The organism is Streptomyces sp. NPDC096048 (assembly GCF_044763415.1).
Lineage (GTDB): Bacteria > Actinomycetota > Actinomycetes > Streptomycetales > Streptomycetaceae > Streptomyces.
This window is the reverse complement of record NZ_JBIWGG010000003.1, coordinates 272,309-291,549: the sequence shown is the minus strand read 5'-3', so window position 1 is coordinate 291,549 and position 19,241 is coordinate 272,309. Positions and strand designations below refer to the sequence as shown.

Genomic DNA, 19,241 nt, shown 5'->3' with positions numbered 1-19,241 from the left:
GTGCCGGCTTGTGTGCCGGTCCACGCGCCGGTCTACGTGTCGCACTCCAGCACCGTCCGGCACAGCCCGCACCGCGCCCGTACCCGCCCCCGCACCGGCACCCTGATCCGCTGGTGACAGGTCGGGCAGGGGAACGACACCCGCAGGGGGGCGCGCCCGCCCGGGGTGAAGGAGTACGGGCCCTCCCCCGGCAGGAGGGGGGCGGCGTGCGGGTCCTGCGCGTGGCGGCGGTCCCGGGCGTAGCGGCGGCGGCCCGCCCAGCCGGCCGCGGTGAGCGGCGGCTGCCGCTCGTCCCGGCGGGCCCTGGCCATGCCCTTGACGTACGCCGTGTAGGCCTGCGGACTGGTGAACCACACCGACGGGTCCTCACCGAAGACCAGCGCCCGCTTGGCCAGGACGTAGCCGAACTCCTCCGGCGTCAGATACCCGAGCTTCTGCGACGACGCCGAGTCCTCCCGGTAGGCGTCCAGCAGCAGCCAGCCGGCGCCCAGGTACGCCGTCGCGGTGTCGGTGAGGATCTCGTTCTCCCGGGTGCCGGGGAAGGACAGGCCGAGGCGGTGCAGGTACACGTGCATCACCTCGTGCGCGAGGGCCGCGCCGATGTCCCGGCGATGGGTGCGGAAGCGGTCGTTCAGCTCGATGAAGTACTCGGGACCCGCCGCGAGCTCGACACTCGCCGCGTGCGTCATCTCCCGGAAGGAGACGATCATCCGGGCGTCGGGGAGACGGTAGTGACGCACCAGTTCGTGGGCCACCCGCTGGGTGCCCAGGTACAGGTCGTCGGTGTCGCGGAACGCCACGTCGGCCGGGGCCACGCTGGCCGAGAACGTCCGCACGGTGTCGTAGGACAGCCGCTTGTAGAGCGCGGTGACGGCGGCCCGCACCGTCTCCAGGTGCGGGTAACCGTGCTCGACCGGTCCGCCGTTCGCCACGCCTGAACCCCCAAGACGCCTGAACCCTTCTCCCACTGTACGAGGAGGACCGCCGTACGAGCAGCGCCGCACCGCCACCCGCTGCGCCCCGCACAAACCGTTCGCCCCGCGCCCCGGCACGCGGCACAATCCGGAACCGTGACCAGCGAACAGCACCCCGTCGCCGCCGCCTCCCTGCGCGTGGGCGGCGCGGACGACGACCTGGACCAGCGGCTCGACGACGAACTGACCGCCTTCAACACGGCGGCCGCCGGCGGCGCGCGGACCGAACCCCTCACCGTGCGCGTCACCGACGAGGCGGGCGCCCTGGTCGGCGGACTCACCGCCTGGACCTGGGGCACCCTCGCCTCCGTGGACATGCTGTGGGTGGGTGAGGAGCAGCGGCGGGCCGGCTGGGGGAGCCGGCTGATGCGGGCGGCGGAGGAGGAGGCGGTCCGGCGCGGCTGCACCGACATGATCGTGTCCACGTACACCTTCCAGGCGCCCGGCTTCTACCCGAGGCTCGGTTTCCGGGAGCGGGGGCGCATCGAGGGCGTGCCCGGCGGACACGAGGACGTGTACTTCCACAAGCGCATCGGGACCGGTGGCACCGGAGGGATTCTCGGGGCCTGAGACGGACTGCGGCGGCCCGGGGTCCGCCCGTAGGGTTGGCCACCATGACCACCAGCCACACCGGTACCGGTGCCGTCGACCCCGCAGTCCGCGAGGAGCTGGCCCGGCTGCGGGACAGCATCGACAACATCGACGCGGCCGTCGTCCACATGCTCGCCGAGCGCTTCAAGTGCACCCAGCAGGTCGGCCACCTCAAAGCCCGGCACCAGCTGCCGCCCGCCGATCCGACGCGTGAGGCGAAGCAGATCGCCCGGCTGCGGGCCCTCGCCGAGAGCGCCAAGCTGGACCCGGCGTTCGCCGAGAAGTTCCTGAACTTCATCATCGCCGAGGTGATCCACCACCACGAGCGCATCGCGGAGAGCAACGGCAACGGCAACGGCAACGAAAGCGTCAACGGCACGGCTCCGGCCTCCGGCTGAGTCCCGCGTCTCCCCGCGCCCCTCGCCCACGGGGGCGCACGCCGGGGGCGCGGGGGCCTCGTACGGAACGGACATACCCCGCGTACCGATCCGCCTCTGTGCCCTGCCGACGCCATCAGGCAGCATGTCGTGCATGTCCGTACTGACGCGCGACGAAGCGCAGACCCGTGCCCGGCTCCTCGACGTCCACCACTACGCGATCGACCTCGATCTGACCCGTGGGGACGAGACCTTCGACTCCCGTACCGTCATCCGGTTCACCGTCCGCGGCGACACGGACACCACGGACACCTTCGTCGAGGTCAAGCCCGCCGAGCTGCGCACCGCCACCCTGGACGGACACCCCCTCGACCCGGCCGCCCTGGACGAGAACCGGCTGGCGCTGAAGAACCTCACCCCCGGGGAGCACGAGCTGCGCGTCGAGGCGGCCATGCGCTACTCCAGCACCGGCGAGGGCATGCACCGCTTCACCGACCCCGCCGACGGCGAGACCTACGTCTACACCCAGCTGTTCCTGGACGACGTCCAGCGCGTCTTCGCCGCCTTCGACCAGCCCGACCTCAAGGCCGTCTTCGACCTGACCGTCACGGCACCCCGGGGCTGGACCGTCCTGTCCAACGGCGTCACCGAGCACACCGGCGAAGGCCACTGGAAGGCCGCCACCACCCCGCCGATCTCCACCTACCTCGTCGCCGTCGCCGCCGGTCCCTGGCACTCCGTGCGCACCGAGCACCGCGGTCTGCCCTTCGGCATCCACTGCCGCCGCTCGCTCGCCCCCTACCTGGACGCCGACGCCGACGAACTGTTCGAGGTCACCCGCGACTGCTTCGACCGCTACCACGAGAAGTTCACCGAGCCCTACCCCTTCGACTCCTACGACCAGGCGTTCGTCCCCGAGTTCAACGCCGGCGCCATGGAGAACCCGGGTCTGGTCACCTTCCGCGACGACTTCGTCTTCCGGTCCGCCGTCACCGACACCCAGCGGCAGACCCGCGCCATGGTCATCGCCCACGAGATGGCCCACATGTGGTTCGGCGACCTCGTCACCCTGCGGTGGTGGGACGACATCTGGCTGAACGAGTCCTTCGCCGAGTACATGGGCTACCAGACCACCGCCGAGGCCACCCGCTTCACCGAGACCTGGACCGAGTTCGGCGTCACCCGCAAGCCCTGGGGCTACGACGCCGACCAGCGCCCCACCACCCACCCCGTCGCCCCGGAGAACGTCGAGGACACCGCCTCCGCCCTCCTCAACTTCGACGGCATCTCCTACGCCAAGGGCGCCTCCGCCCTGCGGCAACTCGTCGCCTGGCTCGGCGAGAAGGACTTCCTGGCCGGCATCAACATCCACTTCGACCGGCACAAGTTCGCCAACGCCACCCTCGCCGACTTCATCGACTCCCTCGCCGCCGCCACCGACCGCGACGTCCACGCCTGGGCCGACGCCTGGCTGCGCACCACCGGTGTCGACACCCTCGCCCCCCGCGTCACCGGCGACAACGGCAGCCGCGCGCTCACCGCCGACCGCACCGGCACCCGGCCCCACCGCGTCGCCGTCGGCCTCTACGACCGGGACCTCACCGACGAGGGCCGGCTCACCCTGCGCGAACGCCTCGACCTGGACGTCCCCCAGGCCGAACCCCGGGCCATCGGCAAGCGCCCCGCCCTGGTCGTCCTCAACGACGGCGACCTGAGCTACGCCAAGATCCGCTTCGACGCCGAGTCCTTCGAGACCCTGCGCACCGGCCTGTCCGGACTGCCCGACCCGCTCACCCGCGCCGTCGTCTGGAACGCCCTGCGGGACGCCGTCCGCGACGGCGAACTCCCCGCCGGGGCCTACCTGGACATCGCCCGCACCCACCTCCCGTACGAGACCGACCTCGCACTCGTCGACGGCGTCCTCGCCTTCGCCGACACCCAGGTCGCCGACCGCTACGTCACGCCCGAGCGGCGGCCCGCCGCCCTGGCCACCCTCACCGACCTGTGCCGCGACCTCATCCGCCGCACCGAGGACGGCGACCATCCCGGGCTGCGCCTCATCGCCGTACGCCACCGCATCGCCACCGCCGCCCACCCCGACACCATCGCCGCCTGGCTCGCCGACGGCATCGTCCCCGGCGGCCCCGAAGTCGACCCCGAGCTGCGCTGGCGCATCCTCACCCGCCTCGCCGTCCTCGGCGCCGCCGACGAGGCCGCCATCGCCGCCGAACTCGAACGCGACCCGAGCGCCACCGGCCAGGAAGGCGCCGCCCGCTGCCGCGCCGCGCTGCCCGACGCCGAGGCCAAGAGCCGCGCCTGGGAGGCCATGTTCGCCACCGACGACCTCTCCAACTACCTGTTCACCGCCACCGCCCAGGGCTTCTGGCAGCCCGAACAGGCCGACCTCGTGCGGGACTACGTGCCGCGCTACTACGCCGAGGCGGTCGCCGTCGCGGCCCGCCGCGGCCCCGCCATCGCCGACGCCGCCGGCCGCTGGGCCTTCCCCGTCCACGCCGTCGACGCCGACAACCTGCGCCTCGGCCGGGAGTGCCTGAGCGAGGCCGAACCGATCCCCGCCCTGCGCCGCAAGCTCGCCGACCAGCTCGACGACCTGGCCCGCGCCCTGCGGGTACGGGAGGCGGACACGCACTGACCCCGGCCGCGGCCGGTCCCCGACCCGGGGGACCGGCCGCGGCATACCCCTTTCGGGTTGTGATCTTGGGCTGTCCGGGCGTACGCGCGTCTCCGCGTACAAGCTGGAACCCCGTCGTCCCCGCGCCCGGAGGACAGCCCATGGGTCTGCCGCCCCTCGCCTCGGGCCCGCACGGCCGCGACGCCCTGCGGCCCCTGCTCGACACCGTGCTCGACGCGCTGCGCACCGGCGCGGCGGCTCGAGGAGGTCCGCTGCCCGCAGGCGGCCCGGACGCCGTCGCCGCCCGGGTGGCGGACGCGGCCGGCGAGATCCTGCCCGACCTGGGCGAGCCCGACGCGCTCCGCGTCCTGGTCACCGCGCTCGCCGAGGGCGCCGCCGACCCCGCCCACCCGCTCTGCGCCGCCCATCTGCACGGCCCGCCCCTCGCCGTCGCCGCCGCCGCCGACCTCGCCGCGAGCATCCTCAACCCGTCCCTCGACTCCTGGGACCAGGCACCCGCCGCCTCCGCGCTGGAAGCCCTCGTCACCCGCACCCTGGCCCGGGAGACCGGCGCCGCCGACGCCCTCGTCACCACCGGCGGCACCGAGTCCAACCAGCTCGCCGTCCTGCTCGCCCGCGAAGCGCACGGCGCGGGCGTGCGGCTGGTCCACGGAGCCAACGCCCACCACTCGGTGCCCCGCGCCGCCTGGCTGCTGGGACTGCCCGAGCCGGTCGTCGTCCCCGCCCCCGCCGGCACCCTCGACCCCGCGGCCCTCGACGAGGCCCTCACCCAGGTCCCCGGGCCGCACCTCGTCGTCGCCACCGCCGGCACCACCGACGCCGGACTCATCGACCCCCTGCCCGAGATCGCCGACCGCTGCGCCGCCCACGGCGCCCGCCTGCACGTGGACGCCGCCTACGGCGGAGGCCTCCTCTTCAGCGACCGCCACCGCCCCAGGCTGGCGGGGCTGGACGCCGCCCACACCGTCGCCCTCGACCTGCACAAGCTGGGCTGGCAGCCGATCGCCGCCGGACTCCTCGCCGTCAAGGACCCCGACGACCTCACCGCGCTCCACCACCGCGCCGACTACCTCAACGCCGACGACGACACCGACGCCGGACTCCCCGACCTCCTCGGCCGCTCCCCGCGCACCAGCCGCCGCCCCGACATCCTCAAGGCCGCCGTCACCCTCAAGACCCTGGGGCGCGGCGGTATCGGCGCGCTCGTCGACGGAGTCTGCCTGCTCGCCGAGCGGTTCGCCGCCCTCGTCGACGGCCACCCCGGCTTCGAACTGCACGCCCCGCCCACCATCAGCACGGTGCTGTTCCGGCCCGCCCACGCCACCGACGAGGCCGTCGCCGCCGTACGCCGCGCCCTGCTCACCACCGGCGCCGCCGTCCTCGGCCGCGCCCGCGCCGACGGCCGGCTCTGGCTCAAGGCGACCCTGCTCAACCCCCACACCCGGCCCGACGACCTGGCCGCGCTCCTGACCCTCGTGGAAAACCCCCCGGAAGGACCCGCCCCGCGATGAACGCCATCCCCGCGCCCGACGCCCCCCGCGACCTCGTCGGCATCGGTATCGGCCCCTTCAACCTCTCCCTCGCCGCGCTCGCCGACCCCCTCGCCGGCCTCGACGCCGTCTTCTACGACCAGCGCCCCGCCTTCCACTGGCACCCCGGCCTGCTCATCGACGGCGCACGCGTCCAAGTGCCCTTCCTCGCCGACCTGGTCACCCTCGCCGACCCGGCCAGCCCCTGGACCTTCCTCAACCACCTCAGGGCCCGCGAACGCCTCTTCCCCTTCTACTTCGCCGAACGCTTCCACATCCAGCGCGCCGAATACGACGCGTACTGCCGCTGGGTCGCCGAGAACCTCCCCTCCCTCCGCTTCCACCACCAGGTCGACGCCGTCCGCTGGAACCCCGAACGCGACCTCTTCGAGGTCGACTACACCCAGCTCGACGCCGACGGAGAGGCCGAGGCCCTCGGCCGCACCCACACCCGCGACGTCGTCCTCGGCGTCGGCACCGAGCCGTACGTCCCCGACCCGCTCAGACCCCTCGTCGACGCCCCCGGCGTCCCCGTCGTCCACGCCGCCGACTACCTCGACCACCGCGAGGCGCTCCTCGCCGCCGAGCACATCACCGTCATCGGCACCGGCCAGTCCGGCGCGGAGGTCTTCCTCGACCTGCTCCGCCACCGGCCCCCCGGCCGCGAGAAGCTGCACTGGCTCGGCCGCACCGAGGCCTTCGCGCCCATGGAGTACTCCAAACTCGGCCTGGAGCACTTCACCCCCGACTACACCCGCTACTTCCACGCGCTGACCGAACCGGTCCGCGACCGCCTCGTCGCCGGCCAGTGGCAGTTGCACAAGGGCATCGACGCCGACACCGCCGCCGCCATCCACGACGAGCTCTACCGGCGCACCCTCGACGGCGGCTGGCCCGACACCGTCCTCACTCCCGGCGTCCACGTCCGCACCGCCGGCCGCATCGCCACCACCAAGGTCGAACTGCACCTGGAACACGCCCAGCAGAAGACCCGCACCCGCCTCACCACCGGCGCCGTCGTCCTCGCCACCGGCTACCGCGAACGCCCCCTCGGCCGCGTCCTCGCCGGACTCGACCCCTACATGCGGCGCGACAGCCGCGAACGCCCCCGCGTCGACGACCGCTTCCGCCTCGTCCTCGACCCCTCCGTCACCGGCCGGGTCTACGTCCAGAACGCCGAGACGCACACCCACGGGGTCGGCGCGCCCGACCTCGGCCTCGCCGCCTGGCGCGGCGCGACCATCCTCAACGACCTGACGGGGCAGGAGCCGTACCCGCTGCCGGGCCGCACCGCCTTCACCACCTTCGGCCTGGAAGACGCACAGCCCCGGATCCCGTCCGCGCGCCGGCACCGGACGCTCACCCCTCTGGTGGACGGAATCTGAGGCTGCCCCGGCCGAACCGGAATCAGAACACCGGCGTACCGTCCCGCGTCAGCGACCAGTCGGCGGACGCGAAGTCCTTCGGGTCCAGCACGCCCTTGGCCGTCGCCCACTCGGCGATCCGCGTCCGGATCTCCGTCGACTCCGCCCACAGCTCCTTGGCCGACGCCACGTGCGGGAAGGCGCCACCGCCGTTGGCCCGGTAGTTGTTCACCGCCAGCACGAACTGCTGCGCGTCGTCCAGCGGAGCCCCGGCGTGGGCGAGGTTCTTGACGCGCGACCCGGCCGCCTGCGCGATGTCGATCTCGTACGTCAGCCCCGACACGTAGTCGTAGTTGTAGTCCGGGCGGCCGCCCGCGTTGGTCAGCTTGTCCACGTCCACCGGCGCGCCGGCCGCCGTCCGGACGAAGTACTCCGCCGAGTACTCCAGGTACGCCCGCAGCTGGGCGCCCGTCATCAACTTGGCCACCAGGGTGTTGTCGTACACGTACAGGCTCGACAGGTCCCGGATCGTCACGTCGCCGGCCGGGATCTCGGACGTCCGGGAGAAGGGCGAGGCCTGCGCCAGCACCGGCAGCGACGCGTACTCCGTGCCCGCCAGCGCCTCCTTGACCACGTCCTCCTGGACCTTGGTGATCAGGTCGACGATCGGGGCGTCCTTGTAGCGCGCCTCCACCGTCGTCAGCGTCTCGGTGGCGGTGCCGACCACCTGGTTGACGTACGCCACGACCTTCGCGTGCTCGTCCGTGAGCAGCTCGGTGATCCGGGGGTCGTCCTCGACGGTGTTGGAGTTCCGCAGCGACGCCTTGACCGACTCGACGTGCCACCGGCCCCGCTCGAAGACCAGCTCGAAGTCGAACAGGGCGAGCCGCTCCGCGTAGCACAGCGGCTCCGACAGCACGACCGTCTTCCCGGTCTCGTCGTTGACGACCTTCAGCTCCGGGATCTCCACGTGCGCGTGCCCGACGAGGATCGCGTCGATGCCCGGCACCCGCTTGGCCACGTTGGCCGCCGCGTTCTCGACGTACGGGATCTGGTCACCGTAGGAGGACGTGCCGGACGACCCGGAGTGCGCCGACACGACCACCACGTCCGCGCCCATCGAGCGCAGCTTCGGCACCCACTTCGCCGCCTGCTCCTCAAGTCCCGGGAACGCCAGCTTCCCCTGTACGTACGCCTTGTCCCAGATCGCGATGCCCGGGTTGGTCAGCCCCAGCACCGCCACCTTCACCGGCGGCGCGCCCTTCACCCGGAAGGTCTTCATGAAGTACGGCGGGAACGCGGGCCGCAGCGTCTTCGCGTCCACCGCGTTCGCGCCGAGCAGCGGGAAGTCGCACTGCTCCTCGAACTTGCGCAGCGTCTCTATGCCGTAGTTGAACTCGTGGTTGCCGAGCGCCACCGCGTCGTACCCGATCGCGTTCATCGCCTGTGCCATCGGGTGCACCGGGCCGCCCTTGGCGGTGATCGGGTCGACCTTCGCGTAGTAGTACGTCAGCGGGGTGCCCTGGATGGTGTCGCCCGCGTCCAGCAGCAGCGTGTTGCGGCGGCCCTTCTCCTCACGGACCTGGTCCACCAGCGTGGAGATTCGGGCCAGGCCCTGGGCGTTGCCCGCCGCGTCCGTGTACTCGGCGTCCTTGAAGTAGTCCCAGTTGAAGACGTGCCCGTGCAGGTCGGTGGTGCCCAGCACCGTCAGCGCGTACCGCTTCGGCTTCCCGCGGCCCCTGTGCGCGGGGGCCGCCTCGGCCGCCGGCGCCGCCGCCGCGCCGGCCAGCGCGACACCCGCCCCCGTCACGGCGGACCTGCTCAGGAACTTCCGGCGGTTCAACGGCATGGCTGACTCTCCTCGGTGACCCATGAACATCTTGGCGACGCGCGTAGATTCTGTCCTGAACATGGCGCCTGTCAAGGGTGGGAGCCGATTCGAATGCTCATCGGAGCGGCCTGACGCACAATTCAACACTTGTCAATAGCCCTTTACTCAAAGGTTGTTGAGTGGTCATGCGTGGCCAATTCGCTACCGGTCGGTAAGTCATAGGCTCGACTCATGCGCCGAGCAAAGATCGTCTGCACTCTTGGGCCCGCCACCGACTCGTACGACCAGATCAAGGACCTGGTCGACGCCGGAATGGACATCGCCCGTTTCAATTTCAGTCACGGCACCCACGCCGAACACGAAGAGCGCTATCGCCGTGTCCGGAAGGCTTCCGACGAGACCGGCCGCAGCGTCGGCACCCTCGCCGACCTTCAGGGTCCGAAGATCCGGCTCGGCCACTTCGCGGAAGGCCCCGTACTCCTTGAACGCGGCGACACCTTCACCATCACCGTCGAAGAGGGGGTCCACGGCGACCGCCACACCTGCGGCACCACCTACGCGGGCCTCGCCGCCGACGTCACCCCCGGTGAACGGGTCCTCGTCGACGACGGGAAGGTCTGCCTGGAGGTCACCGACGTCGACGGCCCCCGGGTCCGTACGACCGTGATCGAGGGCGGCATGGTCTCCGACCACAAGGGCCTCAACCTCCCGGGCGTCGCCGTGTCCGTCCCCGCCCTCTCCAAGAAGGACGAGGACGACCTGCGCTGGGCCCTGCGCAACGGCTTCGACGTCATCGCCCTGTCCTTCGTCCGCGGCGGACGGGACGTCGTCGACGTCCACCGCATCATGGACGAGGAGGGCCGCCGCCTCCCCGTCATCGCCAAGGTCGAGAAGCCGCAGGCCGTGGAGAACATCGAGGACATCGTCGCGGCCTTCGACGGCATCATGGTCGCCCGGGGAGACCTCGGCGTCGAAATGCCTCTGGAGCAGGTCCCCATCGTCCAGAAGCGCGCGATCAGACTCGCGAAGCGCAACGCCAAGCCGGTCATCGTCGCGACCCAGATGCTCGACTCGATGATCGACAACGCCCGCCCGACCCGCGCCGAGGCCTCGGACGTCGCCAACGCGGTCATCGACGGCACGGACGCCGTGATGCTGTCCGGCGAGACGAGCGTCGGCAAGCACGCGACCGACACGGTGCGGACGATGGCCCGGATCGTCGAGGCGGCGGAGGAGGACATCCTGGCGAAGGGCCTGCCCCCGCTGACCGAGCGCAACAAGCCCCGCACCCAGGGCGGCTCGGTCGCCCGCGCGGCGGCGGAGATCGGCGACTTCCTCGGTGCGAGGTACCTGGTCGCCTTCACCCAGTCCGGCGACACCGTCCGCCGCCTCTCCCGCTACCGTTCGCCCATCCCGCTGCTCGCCTTCACCCCGGAGCCGGCGACGCGTTCCCAGCTCAGCCTGACCTGGGGCGTGGAGACCTTCCTCGGCCCGCACGTGGACTCCACGGACGCGATGGTCGACCAGGTGGACGAACTGCTCACGAAGTACGGGCGCTGCGAGAAGGGCGACGTCGTGGTCATCACGGCCGGCTCGCCGCCGGGAGTCTCCGGTACGACGAACCTGGTCCGGGTGCACCACATCGGGGAGGACGACCGCTGAACGGGTGCCGACGGCCGCGCCCGGAGACGCTGGGGGGCCTTCGAATTGAAGGTAAAGTGCCCCGGGTGGGACTCGAACCCACACTGAATGCCTTTTGAGGGCATCGTCTCTGCCGATTGGACTACCGGAGCCTCTTCGAACCGAAGGTCAGTGTAGCCCCTCGGTGACTCAAACATACAGGAGCTAGGTAGGCTCTTGTCAGCAGTACCCCTGCCCCGAACGAGGAGCTCACGTGACCGCCCCCGAGTCGCCCCAGCCCGCCGACGTGACCGACGACGACCAGTCGCACGTGCCTCCGCTGACGACCCGTGTTGTCATCGCCGAGGACGAGGCCCTGATCCGGCTGGATCTCAAAGAGATGCTGGAGGAGGAGGGGTACTCCGTGGTCGGTGAGGCCGGTGACGGTGAGGAGGCCGTGGAGCTGGCCCGGGAGCACAAGCCCGACCTGGTGATCCTCGACGTGAAGATGCCCAAGCTGGACGGCATCTCCGCGGCCGAGAAGATCGCCGAGGAGAGCATCGCGCCGGTGCTGATGCTGACCGCGTTCTCGCAGCGCGACCTGGTGGAGCGCGCCCGGGACGCCGGGGCCATGGCGTACCTGGTGAAGCCCTTCAGCAAGAGCGACGTCGTTCCGGCGATCGAGATGGCCGTCTCGCGGTTCACGGAGCTGAAGGCACTGGAGAAGGAGGTCGCGGACCTCAGTCTGCGGCTGGAGACCCGGAAGCTGGTGGACCGCGCGAAGTCGGTGCTCCAGACGGAGTACGGGCTGACCGAGCCGGCCGCGTTCCGGTGGATCCAGAAGACGTCGATGGACCGGCGGATGTCGATGCAGCAGGTGGCCGAGGCGGTCATCCAGGACGCCGAGGAGAAGAAGGCGTCCAAGGGCTGAACACCCGCACCCGGATCATGAACGAGGCCCGCGTCCCCGGTGGGGGCGCGGGCCTCGTCGTACGACTACCGGCTCAGTCCTCGCCGAGGTAGGCCTTGCGGACCGACTCGTCGTGGAGGAGGTCCTGGCCGCTGCCGGACAGGACGATGTTGCCGACCTCCATGACGTGGCCGTGGTCGGCCAGGGACAGGGCGGCCTGGGCGTTCTGCTCGACGAGCAGGATGGTGGTGCCCTGGGACTTCAGCTCGGCCACCGTCGTCATGATCTTCTGCATCATGATCGGCGAGAGGCCCATGGAGGGCTCGTCGAGCATGAGCAGCTTGGGCTGGGACATCAGGGCGCGCCCCATGGCGAGCATCTGCTGCTCGCCGCCGGAGAGGGTGCCCGCGGCCTGCTTCCGGCGTTCGCCGAGGATGGGGAAGAGGTCGTAGGCGCGCTGGATGTCCTTCTCGATGCCCGGCTTGTCGTTGCGCAGGAAGGCGCCGAGGCGGAGGTTGTCCTCGATGGTCATGCGGGGGAAGATGTGCCGCCCCTCGGGGGAGTGGGCGAGCCCCAGGGAGACGACCTGGTGCGCGGGGACCTTCTTGAGCGACTTGCCGCCGAACTTGATCTGTCCGCCGACCGGCTTGAGGAGGCCGGAGAGGGTGCGCAGGGTGGTGGTCTTGCCGGCGCCGTTGGTGCCGATGAGGGTGACGACCTCGCCGGCGTCGACCTTGAACGAGATGCCTTTGACGGCCTCGATCTTGCCGTAGGCGACGCGGAGGTCCTCGACCTCGAGCAGTGCGGTCATCGGTCGTTCTCCTTGCCGGCCGCGGTGTCCGTGGTCGTGTCGGCCTGGGCGTGCGCCTCGGCGGCCTCCACTTCGGCAGCCTCCGCGGCGCCGGGGTCGTTCGCGAGGGGTTCGCCGAGGTAGGCGGCGACTACCCGCTCGTCGCCCTGGACGGTCGCGCTGTCGCCCTCGATGAGCTTCTCGCCCTGGACGAGGACGGCGACGCGGTCGCAGAGGTTGAAGATGAAGCGCATGTCGTGCTCGATGACGAGGACGGCGATGCCCTGGTCGCGGATGGCGAAGACGAGTTCCTCGGTGGCCCGCGTCTCCTGCGGGTTCATGCCGGCCGTCGGCTCGTCGAGGAGCAGCAGCCCCGGTTCGCTGGCGAGGGCGCGGGCGATCTCCAGCTTGCGCTGTTCGCCGTAGGGCAGGTTCCGGGCGAGGTGGTCGGCCTTGGGGGCGAGGCCGACGAACTCCAGGAGCTCCATGGCGCGTTCACGAGAGGTGGCCTCGGCCTTGTGGAAGCCGGGCCCGCGCAGGACGGCCGACCAGAAGCCCTCCTTGGTGCGGGTGTGGCGGCCGACGAGGACGTTCTCCAGGACCGTCATGTTGGCGAACAGGCGGATGTTCTGGAAGGTCCGGGCGATGCCGGCGGCCGTCACCTTGAAGGATTTGGCGGGCAGCACCTGGTCCTTGTAGCGGACCTCGCCCTCGGTGGGTGTGTACAGGCCCGTCAGGCAGTTGAAGAAGGTGGTCTTGCCGGCGCCGTTGGGGCCGATGAGGCCGACTATCTCGCCGCTGTTGACGGTGAGGTCCACGCCGTTGACGGCTGTGAGTCCGCCGAAGCGCATGGTGACGCCGCGTGCGTCGAGGACCGTGGTGCCGGGCGAGGGGGCGCCCGGGGCGGTGTCCTTGGTGGTGGTGTCCGTGGTCATGGTGGTCAGGCCCCTGTCTTGCCGAGGACTGCGGGCGCTTCGGCCTTGTCGTGGAATTCCAGTTGGCTGCGCCGGTTGGGGATGAGGCCTTCGGGCCGGAACCGCATCAGCAGGACGAGCGCGAGTCCGAAGGCGAGGAGCTGGTAGTCGCCGAGGAACTGGAGCTTGTTGGGGATGAGGAAGAGCAGTGCGGCGCCGAGCAGCGGTCCGCCGATGGTGCCCATGCCGCCGAGGACGACCGCGGCGAGCAGGAACGCGGAGTTGGGCGGCGTCGTACCGGCGAAGAGGTACTGCTCGGGGGTCACGGTGTAGGTGACGTGTGCCTGCACGGTGCCGGCGAGGCCGGCGAGGGCGGCGCCCACGGCGAACGCGATCAGCTTGACGCGGAAGCCGTTGATGCCCATGGCGAGCGCGGCGGTCTCGTCCTCGCGGATGGCGACCCAGGCCCGGCCGATACGGGAGTCGCTGCTGCGCCGGAAGACGAGGACGACGACGGCGGTGATGATCAGCATCAGGAAGAAGTAGTTGGCGAACCGGCCGATGGTGACGCCGAGGATGTCGTGCCGGGCGCCGAGGTCGAAACCGAGGATGTGCAGGTCCGGCACGGCCGAGATGCCGTTGGAGCCGTTGGTGATGTCGGGTCCGGAGGTGCCGTCCATGTTGAGGACGGCGATGCGGAAGATCTCACCGAAGCCGAGGGTCACGATGGCGAGGTAGTCACCGCGCAGCCGCAGGGTCGGGGCGCCGATCAGTACGCCGAAGATCAGCGAGGCGGCGGCACCGACCAGGACGGCGGCCCAGAAGGGGAAGTGGACGCCGAAGGGGGAGCTGGGCGAGCCGGAGACCAGGGCGGCGGCGTAGGCGCCGACGCCGAGGAAGGCGACGTAGCCGAGGTCGAGGAGGCCCGCGAGGCCGACGACGATGTTCAGGCCCAGGGCGACGGTGGCGAAGATCAGGATGTAGACGCCGATGGTCGCGTACTGGTCGTCGGTCTGCGTGAACGGGAACAGCGCCGCGGCGACGAAGGCGCCCCAGATGGTGATGGTCTGGTGGCGTGCGGTGATCTGGGTGGCCTGGCGGATGAGCCCCGCCTTGTGGGCGGCCGCGAAGCCGCACCCGGCCGTGATCAGGAAGCCGACGAAGAGTTCGTCGTACTCGGTGCCGATGCCGTAGGTGAAGACGGTGAGGCAGACGGTGAGGACCGCGACGATGATGAGGATCTCGGCGTAGGAGGGCAGGGCGCGTACGGGGCCGGGCTCGCCGGAGGCGAAGGCGGCCTTGACGGTCTGCCAGCCGTGGCCCGCGCGGTGCTTGGCGAGGCTCCAGCCGGTCTCGTCGGGGTCGATGGGGTCGGGCGCGGGGCGCTCGAAGGGGAGCGCGAGGGCGCCGAGGAGGGCGGTGAGGGTGACGATCGCCGCGATGTAGGCGCCGGGTTCGAGGTTGACCAGGCCACCGAGCTGGAAGCTGATGGCGAGGACGGTGTACCAGGTGGTCGCGAAGGTGGCGAGTGCGGCGAACCTCAGAGCGGCGTCACCGCCGGCGGGGGTGAGCCAGCCAAGGCCCTTGACGCCGTAGGAGGAGAGGCCGAAGAGGGTGGTCAGGGCGCCGCCGATGAGGACGAGGACCTGCAGGCCGCCCGGGTAGCCGTAGACCGTGAGGTCGCCCGGGAACGCGGCGGTCCAGGTCCAGGCGAGGAAGGTGGAGATGATGGTGAGGAGGCCGCCGCCGGTGGCGAGGGCGCGTCCGAGGTGCGGTGGGATGCCGATGAGGCCGGTCGCCGCGCCGGTGACGGGGGTGTTCGGGGTCTTCTCTGTGGTTTGTGTGGTCATCGGTGTCACGCCCTGTCCGCGACGCGCTCGCCGAGCAGGCCCTGTGGCCTGAACAACAGCACAAGGATGAGGAGGATGAAGGCCCAGACGTCCGCCCAGGACTGGCTGCCGAACTGGCCCAGGCCGGGGATGTCGCCGATGTAGGCGGTGGCCAGGGTTTCGGCGACGCCGAGGACCACACCGCCGATCATGGCGCCGTAGATGTTGCCGATGCCGCCGAGGACGGCCGCGGTGAAGGCCTTGAGACCGAGGATGAAGCCCATCTTGAAGTCGACGTGGCCGTATTCCAGGCCGTAGGCGACTCCGCCGATCGCGGCGAACACGGCGCCGAGGGCGAACGCGATCACGATGATGCGGTCGGTGTTGACGCCCATCAGTTTGGCGGTGTCGGGGTCCTGGGCGGTGGCCTGCATGCCGCGTCCGGTGCGGGTCTTCATGACGAAGTAGCCGAGGAAGGCCATGCTGACGGGGGCGGCGATGAGCAGGAAGATGCTGCCGGTCTGCAGGGTGATGTCGCCGATGTGGAAGGGGCCGCCCTCGATCTGGGGGAAGGTGCGGGCGGACTTGGCGTCGGGGTACCAGGCCCAGACCGCCTGCTGGAGGGCGAGGGAGAGGCCGATGGCGGTGATGAGCGGGGCGAGGCGGGGGCCTCCGCGCAGGGGGCGGTAGGCGAAACGTTCAGCCCCGATGGCGACGGTCACCGAGACGATCACCGCGCCGAGGATCATCAGGGGCAGGGCGATCAGCATGGAGGTGCCGTCGGGCAGGATGTAGATGTAGACCGTGAGCGCGCCGAAGGCGCCGGTCATGAAGATCTCGCCGTGGGCGAAGTTGATGAGCTGGACGATGCCGTAGACCATCGTGTAGCCAATGGCGATCAGCCCGTACATGGATCCCAGTAGCAGGCCGTTGACCAGCTGCTGCGGCAGTTCGTTCACCGCATGTCCTCCGAGATGTTCGGATGTTCGACGGATGTGGCCGGGTGTGAGTACGCGCGGGGCGCCTGTGGAACAGCGCCCCGCGCGGCTCTTGGTGGTGCGGGTGTCTCGTCGGACGGGTCAGCCGGTGTAGGTGCCGGACTTCACGGCCTTCCAGTCGCCGTTCTCGACGGCGTAGACGGTCAGCTGCTTGTTGGTGGCGTCACCGAACTCGTCGAAGGAGACCTTGCCGGTCACTCCGTCGAAGGAGACGTTCTGCATGGCCTCGACGACCTGGCCTCGGGCGTCGTCGGGGAGCTTGCCGTCGTTCTTCTCGACGACCGCCTTGACGGCCTCGATGATGGCCCAGGCGGAGTCGTAGGAGTAGCCGCCGTAGGCCTCGTAGGCCTCCTTGTAACCCGCGGCCTTGTAGTTGGCGACGAATTCCTTGGCGGAGGGCAGCTCCTCGACGGGCGCGCCGACGGAGGTGGCCAGGTCACCGGTACCGCTGGCGCCGGCGAGCTTGATGAAGTCGGCGCTGTAGATGCCGTCACCACCGACCAGCGGAATCTTGGCGCCCGTGCCCTTGATCTGCTTGCTGAGCGGGCCGGCCTGCGGGTATTCGCCGCCGTAGTAGACGACGTCGGCGCCCGAGTTCTTGACCTTGGTGGCGACCGCGGAGAAGTCCTTGGTGTCCGGGTTGATGTGCTCGGTACCGACGATCTTGCCGCCGAGCTTCTTGAACTCGTCGGTGAAGGTGCCGGCGAGGCCCGCGCCGTAGGTCTTCTTGTCGTCGATGACGAAGGCCTTCGTCTTCTTGAAGTCGTTGAAGACGTACTGCGCGGCGAACGGACCCTGGATGGCGTCGGTGGTCGCGGTGCGGAAGTAGGTCTTGAACGGGCGCTTCTTCTCGGTGCGCCAGTCCGGGCCCTGGGTCAGCGAGGGGCCGGTGTTGGCCGGGGAGACCAGGGCCATGTTGCCGGACTCGAAGACCTGCTGCATGGACTCGCCGACCGAGGAGTTCAGCGGGCCGACCACGCCGAGGACCTTGTCGTTGGCGACGAACTGGCTGGCGTTCTGCTGGCCCACGGAGGGCTGGCCCTGGTCGTCGAGGGCTTCGACCTTGAAGGTTATGCCCTCGACGTGCTTGTCCTTGTTGGCCGTCTTGGCCGCCAGGTCCGCCGAGTTCTTGATACCGAGGCCCAGCGCGGACAGGTCGCCGGTCAGCGGGGCGTCGACGCCGATGACGACGGTGGTGCCACCACCGCTGCCGCCGTTGCCGGAGTCCGAGCCGCCGTCGTCGTCGCGCGAGCCGCAGGCGGTGAGGGTGAGTGCTCCCGCCGCCAGAGCGGCGGTGATGGCGATGAGCGAACGTTGACGCACGATCAGTCCTTTCCCTGGCACAGCCGCTTCCCCGTGGAGGCGGCCGAGTCGAGCGCTGGGCCGAAGTGACAATCGGACGGCGCGGTGACTGGCCGTGACTCTAAGCGTGTGTGGGGAACGTGGAGGAGGGTCTGACTCATGCTGTGACGCTCTTGTTATGACACGGGGTAATGCAGAGCGGTACTGGCTGCGAAGAAGTGCGGAATTCCGGCCGATTCGCCCTGTCCGCATGGTGAGAACTTGCAGGACCCGCCGGGGGTGTTCAGGTGTCTGGGCTGTTTTGGTGATTACCTGGATTCGTTGCTGCAGGCGACCTCGAGGGCCCGTGAGAGGTCCTGCGCATAGTGCGTCCCGAGGATGAAACTGTGGGCTTGTATTGCGCGGGTATTACGCAGTGTTACGTGCAGAAAAGGGAGGGCGAGGTTCCGCGGTGCTTTCGCGCATTCCGTCACCCGCAGCGTGACAATGATCTTGCGGGCGGAATGCGCCTTTGTCTGGAAAGGTGCCGCCGGTGACGACGTCATCGAGATGCCGTCGTAGGGCTGGTCGAGCCGGGTCACGGTGACGGGCGGGCCGGTCCGCACGCTCAGCCGCACCGCGAAACTGAAGTCGTCACCTGGGGCGGGTACCGCGTCCAGGTAGCGGAGGTCGACCGCCTGCGAGGGGTGCGGCGGCGGGGCGGGGGGAGCTGGCTGCGGTCGACTGGCGTACAGATAGCCGCCGCCCGCCAGGGCCACGACGGCCACGGCGATCGCGAGGACCGCCCGGCGGTGGCGTTCGTAGTACCGGGCGGGCCGTCCACGGCGCCGGGCGGATGTCCGGGGAACGTCCGGGCCGCTGTGTTCGTGGGTGCCCTCGCCCGGCTCGACGGGGCCGGTGCCGCTCACCGCCACGGGCCGTCGGTCGGGCCGCCGTCACGGTAGTGGGCGGCGCAGGAGGCGCGCACCTGGCGGTCGGTCACTTCCTCGGCTGCCGCGGGGCCTTGGTCGCGTCTCGTGGCCCGCGCGGCGTCCACGACTTCCCGCAGGATGTCGTACTGCCGGTTGGACAGCCCCATCGACTGGTAGTCGCCGTAGGGGGTTTTGCCGGCCAGCATCTCGTGTGCCCAGTAACCGACGGCGCTCGTGCACAACTCCTCGCCGGACAGGCTGCCTTGTGCCGATGCCGATGCCGATGCCGACGCGGTCACGGTCGCGGTCGCCCGGGCGGTGTCGCCGGAACCGGGCCTTTCGGCGCCGGAGTCGTCGCAGCCGGCCGCCAGGGCGGCGGCCGGCAGGGTCAGCGCGAGAGTGAGCAGTCCGGGCGCGAACCGGAACCGTCGAGCCGCCGCCCCCGGCCAGGGGGTCTCTCCCCGTCCCATGTCCTGAAGCTAGAGCGCCGCGCGGCCGGGAGCAATGCCGTGGCCGGTAGTGACGCCGTGGGCGACGGCAGCGCCGTGGCCGGGAGTGATGCGTGGCCTGTTACGTGGCCGCCGGCAGGGATGCGCGGCCGGCAGGGATGCGCGGCCTGGAATGGTGTGCGGCTTGGAGTGGTGTGCG

The 19,241-nt window shown here is 70.6% G+C and carries 16 protein-coding genes and 1 tRNA gene; 7 read left to right on the top strand and 10 right to left on the bottom strand.

Going from position 1 to position 19,241, the window contains the following annotated elements; translation table 11 throughout:
• Positions 1 to 32: 32 nt before the first annotated feature.
• Positions 33 to 932 (bottom strand): hypothetical protein, encoded by a 900-nt coding sequence (locus tag ACIQ6R_RS09275; protein ID WP_404219936.1) that lies wholly within the window; start codon positions 930 to 932, stop codon positions 33 to 35.
• A 138-nt stretch (positions 933 to 1,070) separates the two neighbouring features.
• Between ACIQ6R_RS09275 and ACIQ6R_RS09270 the strand changes: the two genes are divergently transcribed.
• The 5 genes from ACIQ6R_RS09270 (at position 1,071) to ACIQ6R_RS09250 (ending at position 7,509) form a co-directional block, all read left to right on the top strand.
• A complete protein-coding gene (locus ACIQ6R_RS09270) occupies positions 1,071 to 1,544 on the top strand; it encodes a GNAT family N-acetyltransferase (protein WP_404174127.1) in 474 nt (157 codons plus the stop codon).
• A 44-nt stretch (positions 1,545 to 1,588) separates the two neighbouring features.
• Positions 1,589 to 1,963, top strand: coding sequence for a chorismate mutase (locus ACIQ6R_RS09265; protein WP_404219934.1), 375 nt, complete (start codon positions 1,589 to 1,591; stop codon positions 1,961 to 1,963).
• Between the two features lie 133 nt (positions 1,964 to 2,096).
• The gene (pepN, locus tag ACIQ6R_RS09260) at positions 2,097 to 4,595 is read left to right on the top strand and encodes an aminopeptidase N (protein WP_404219932.1); all 2,499 of its coding nucleotides are present in this window, start codon (positions 2,097 to 2,099) and stop codon (positions 4,593 to 4,595) included.
• A gap of 140 nt (positions 4,596 to 4,735) precedes the next feature.
• Positions 4,736 to 6,106: a pyridoxal phosphate-dependent decarboxylase family protein gene (locus ACIQ6R_RS09255; RefSeq protein WP_404219930.1), complete on the top strand. Its 1,371-nt coding sequence runs from the start codon at positions 4,736 to 4,738 to the stop codon at positions 6,104 to 6,106.
• Positions 6,103 to 7,509 carry a lysine N(6)-hydroxylase/L-ornithine N(5)-oxygenase family protein gene (locus ACIQ6R_RS09250; protein WP_404219928.1) on the top strand — a complete coding sequence of 469 codons (1,407 nt, stop codon included), beginning with the start codon at positions 6,103 to 6,105 and terminating at the stop codon, positions 7,507 to 7,509. Before ACIQ6R_RS09255 ends, ACIQ6R_RS09250 begins: the two co-directional genes overlap by 4 nt.
• A 22-nt stretch (positions 7,510 to 7,531) precedes the next feature.
• Here ACIQ6R_RS09250 and ACIQ6R_RS09245 read toward each other — a convergent pair whose 3' ends face one another.
• Positions 7,532 to 9,337, bottom strand: a complete 1,806-nt coding sequence (locus ACIQ6R_RS09245) for a bifunctional metallophosphatase/5'-nucleotidase (protein ID WP_404219926.1) — start codon at positions 9,335 to 9,337, stop codon at positions 7,532 to 7,534.
• Positions 9,338 to 9,550: 213 nt separating this feature from the next.
• Between ACIQ6R_RS09245 and pyk the strand changes: the two genes are divergently transcribed.
• Positions 9,551 to 10,981, top strand: a complete 1,431-nt coding sequence (gene pyk / locus ACIQ6R_RS09240) for a pyruvate kinase (RefSeq protein ID WP_404219924.1) — start codon at positions 9,551 to 9,553, stop codon at positions 10,979 to 10,981.
• Positions 10,982 to 11,038: 57 nt separating this feature from the next.
• On the opposite strand, the gene ACIQ6R_RS09235 is transcribed toward pyk, so the two are convergent.
• Positions 11,039 to 11,112 (bottom strand) — tRNA-Leu (locus tag ACIQ6R_RS09235).
• Between the two features lie 101 nt (positions 11,113 to 11,213).
• On the opposite strand from ACIQ6R_RS09235, the gene ACIQ6R_RS09230 reads away from it, so the two are divergent.
• On the top strand, positions 11,214 to 11,870 hold the full coding sequence (locus ACIQ6R_RS09230; RefSeq protein ID WP_404174107.1) for an ANTAR domain-containing response regulator: 657 nt from the start codon (positions 11,214 to 11,216) through the stop codon (positions 11,868 to 11,870).
• A 73-nt stretch (positions 11,871 to 11,943) separates the two neighbouring features.
• Here the strand turns inward: ACIQ6R_RS09230 and ACIQ6R_RS09225 are convergent, their stop codons facing one another.
• The 7 genes from ACIQ6R_RS09225 to ACIQ6R_RS09195 form a co-directional block, all read right to left on the bottom strand.
• Positions 11,944 to 12,660 carry an ABC transporter ATP-binding protein gene (locus ACIQ6R_RS09225; protein ID WP_121746487.1) on the bottom strand — a complete coding sequence of 239 codons (717 nt, stop codon included), beginning with the start codon at positions 12,658 to 12,660 and terminating at the stop codon, positions 11,944 to 11,946.
• Positions 12,657 to 13,574 carry an ABC transporter ATP-binding protein gene (locus tag ACIQ6R_RS09220; protein ID WP_404174104.1) on the bottom strand — a complete coding sequence of 306 codons (918 nt, stop codon included), beginning with the start codon at positions 13,572 to 13,574 and terminating at the stop codon, positions 12,657 to 12,659. Before ACIQ6R_RS09220 ends, ACIQ6R_RS09225 begins: the two co-directional genes overlap by 4 nt.
• A 5-nt stretch (positions 13,575 to 13,579) precedes the next feature.
• The gene (locus ACIQ6R_RS09215) at positions 13,580 to 15,403 is read right to left on the bottom strand and encodes a branched-chain amino acid ABC transporter permease (protein WP_404219922.1); all 1,824 of its coding nucleotides are present in this window, start codon (positions 15,401 to 15,403) and stop codon (positions 13,580 to 13,582) included.
• Positions 15,404 to 15,408: 5 nt separating this feature from the next.
• Entirely contained in the window at positions 15,409 to 16,341 is a 933-nt protein-coding gene (locus ACIQ6R_RS09210; protein ID WP_404174098.1) for a branched-chain amino acid ABC transporter permease, read from the bottom strand.
• A 120-nt stretch (positions 16,342 to 16,461) separates the two neighbouring features.
• Positions 16,462 to 17,703, bottom strand: a complete 1,242-nt coding sequence (locus tag ACIQ6R_RS09205; protein ID WP_404219920.1) for a branched-chain amino acid ABC transporter substrate-binding protein — start codon at positions 17,701 to 17,703, stop codon at positions 16,462 to 16,464.
• A gap of 287 nt (positions 17,704 to 17,990) precedes the next feature.
• Positions 17,991 to 18,590 carry a Tat pathway signal sequence domain protein gene (locus ACIQ6R_RS09200; protein ID WP_404220310.1) on the bottom strand — a complete coding sequence of 200 codons (600 nt, stop codon included), beginning with the start codon at positions 18,588 to 18,590 and terminating at the stop codon, positions 17,991 to 17,993.
• A complete protein-coding gene (locus ACIQ6R_RS09195) occupies positions 18,587 to 19,063 on the bottom strand; it encodes a hypothetical protein (RefSeq protein WP_404219918.1) in 477 nt (158 codons plus the stop codon). The genes ACIQ6R_RS09200 and ACIQ6R_RS09195 overlap by 4 nt, the downstream gene beginning before the upstream one ends.
• Between the last annotated feature and the right edge of the window lie 178 nt (positions 19,064 to 19,241).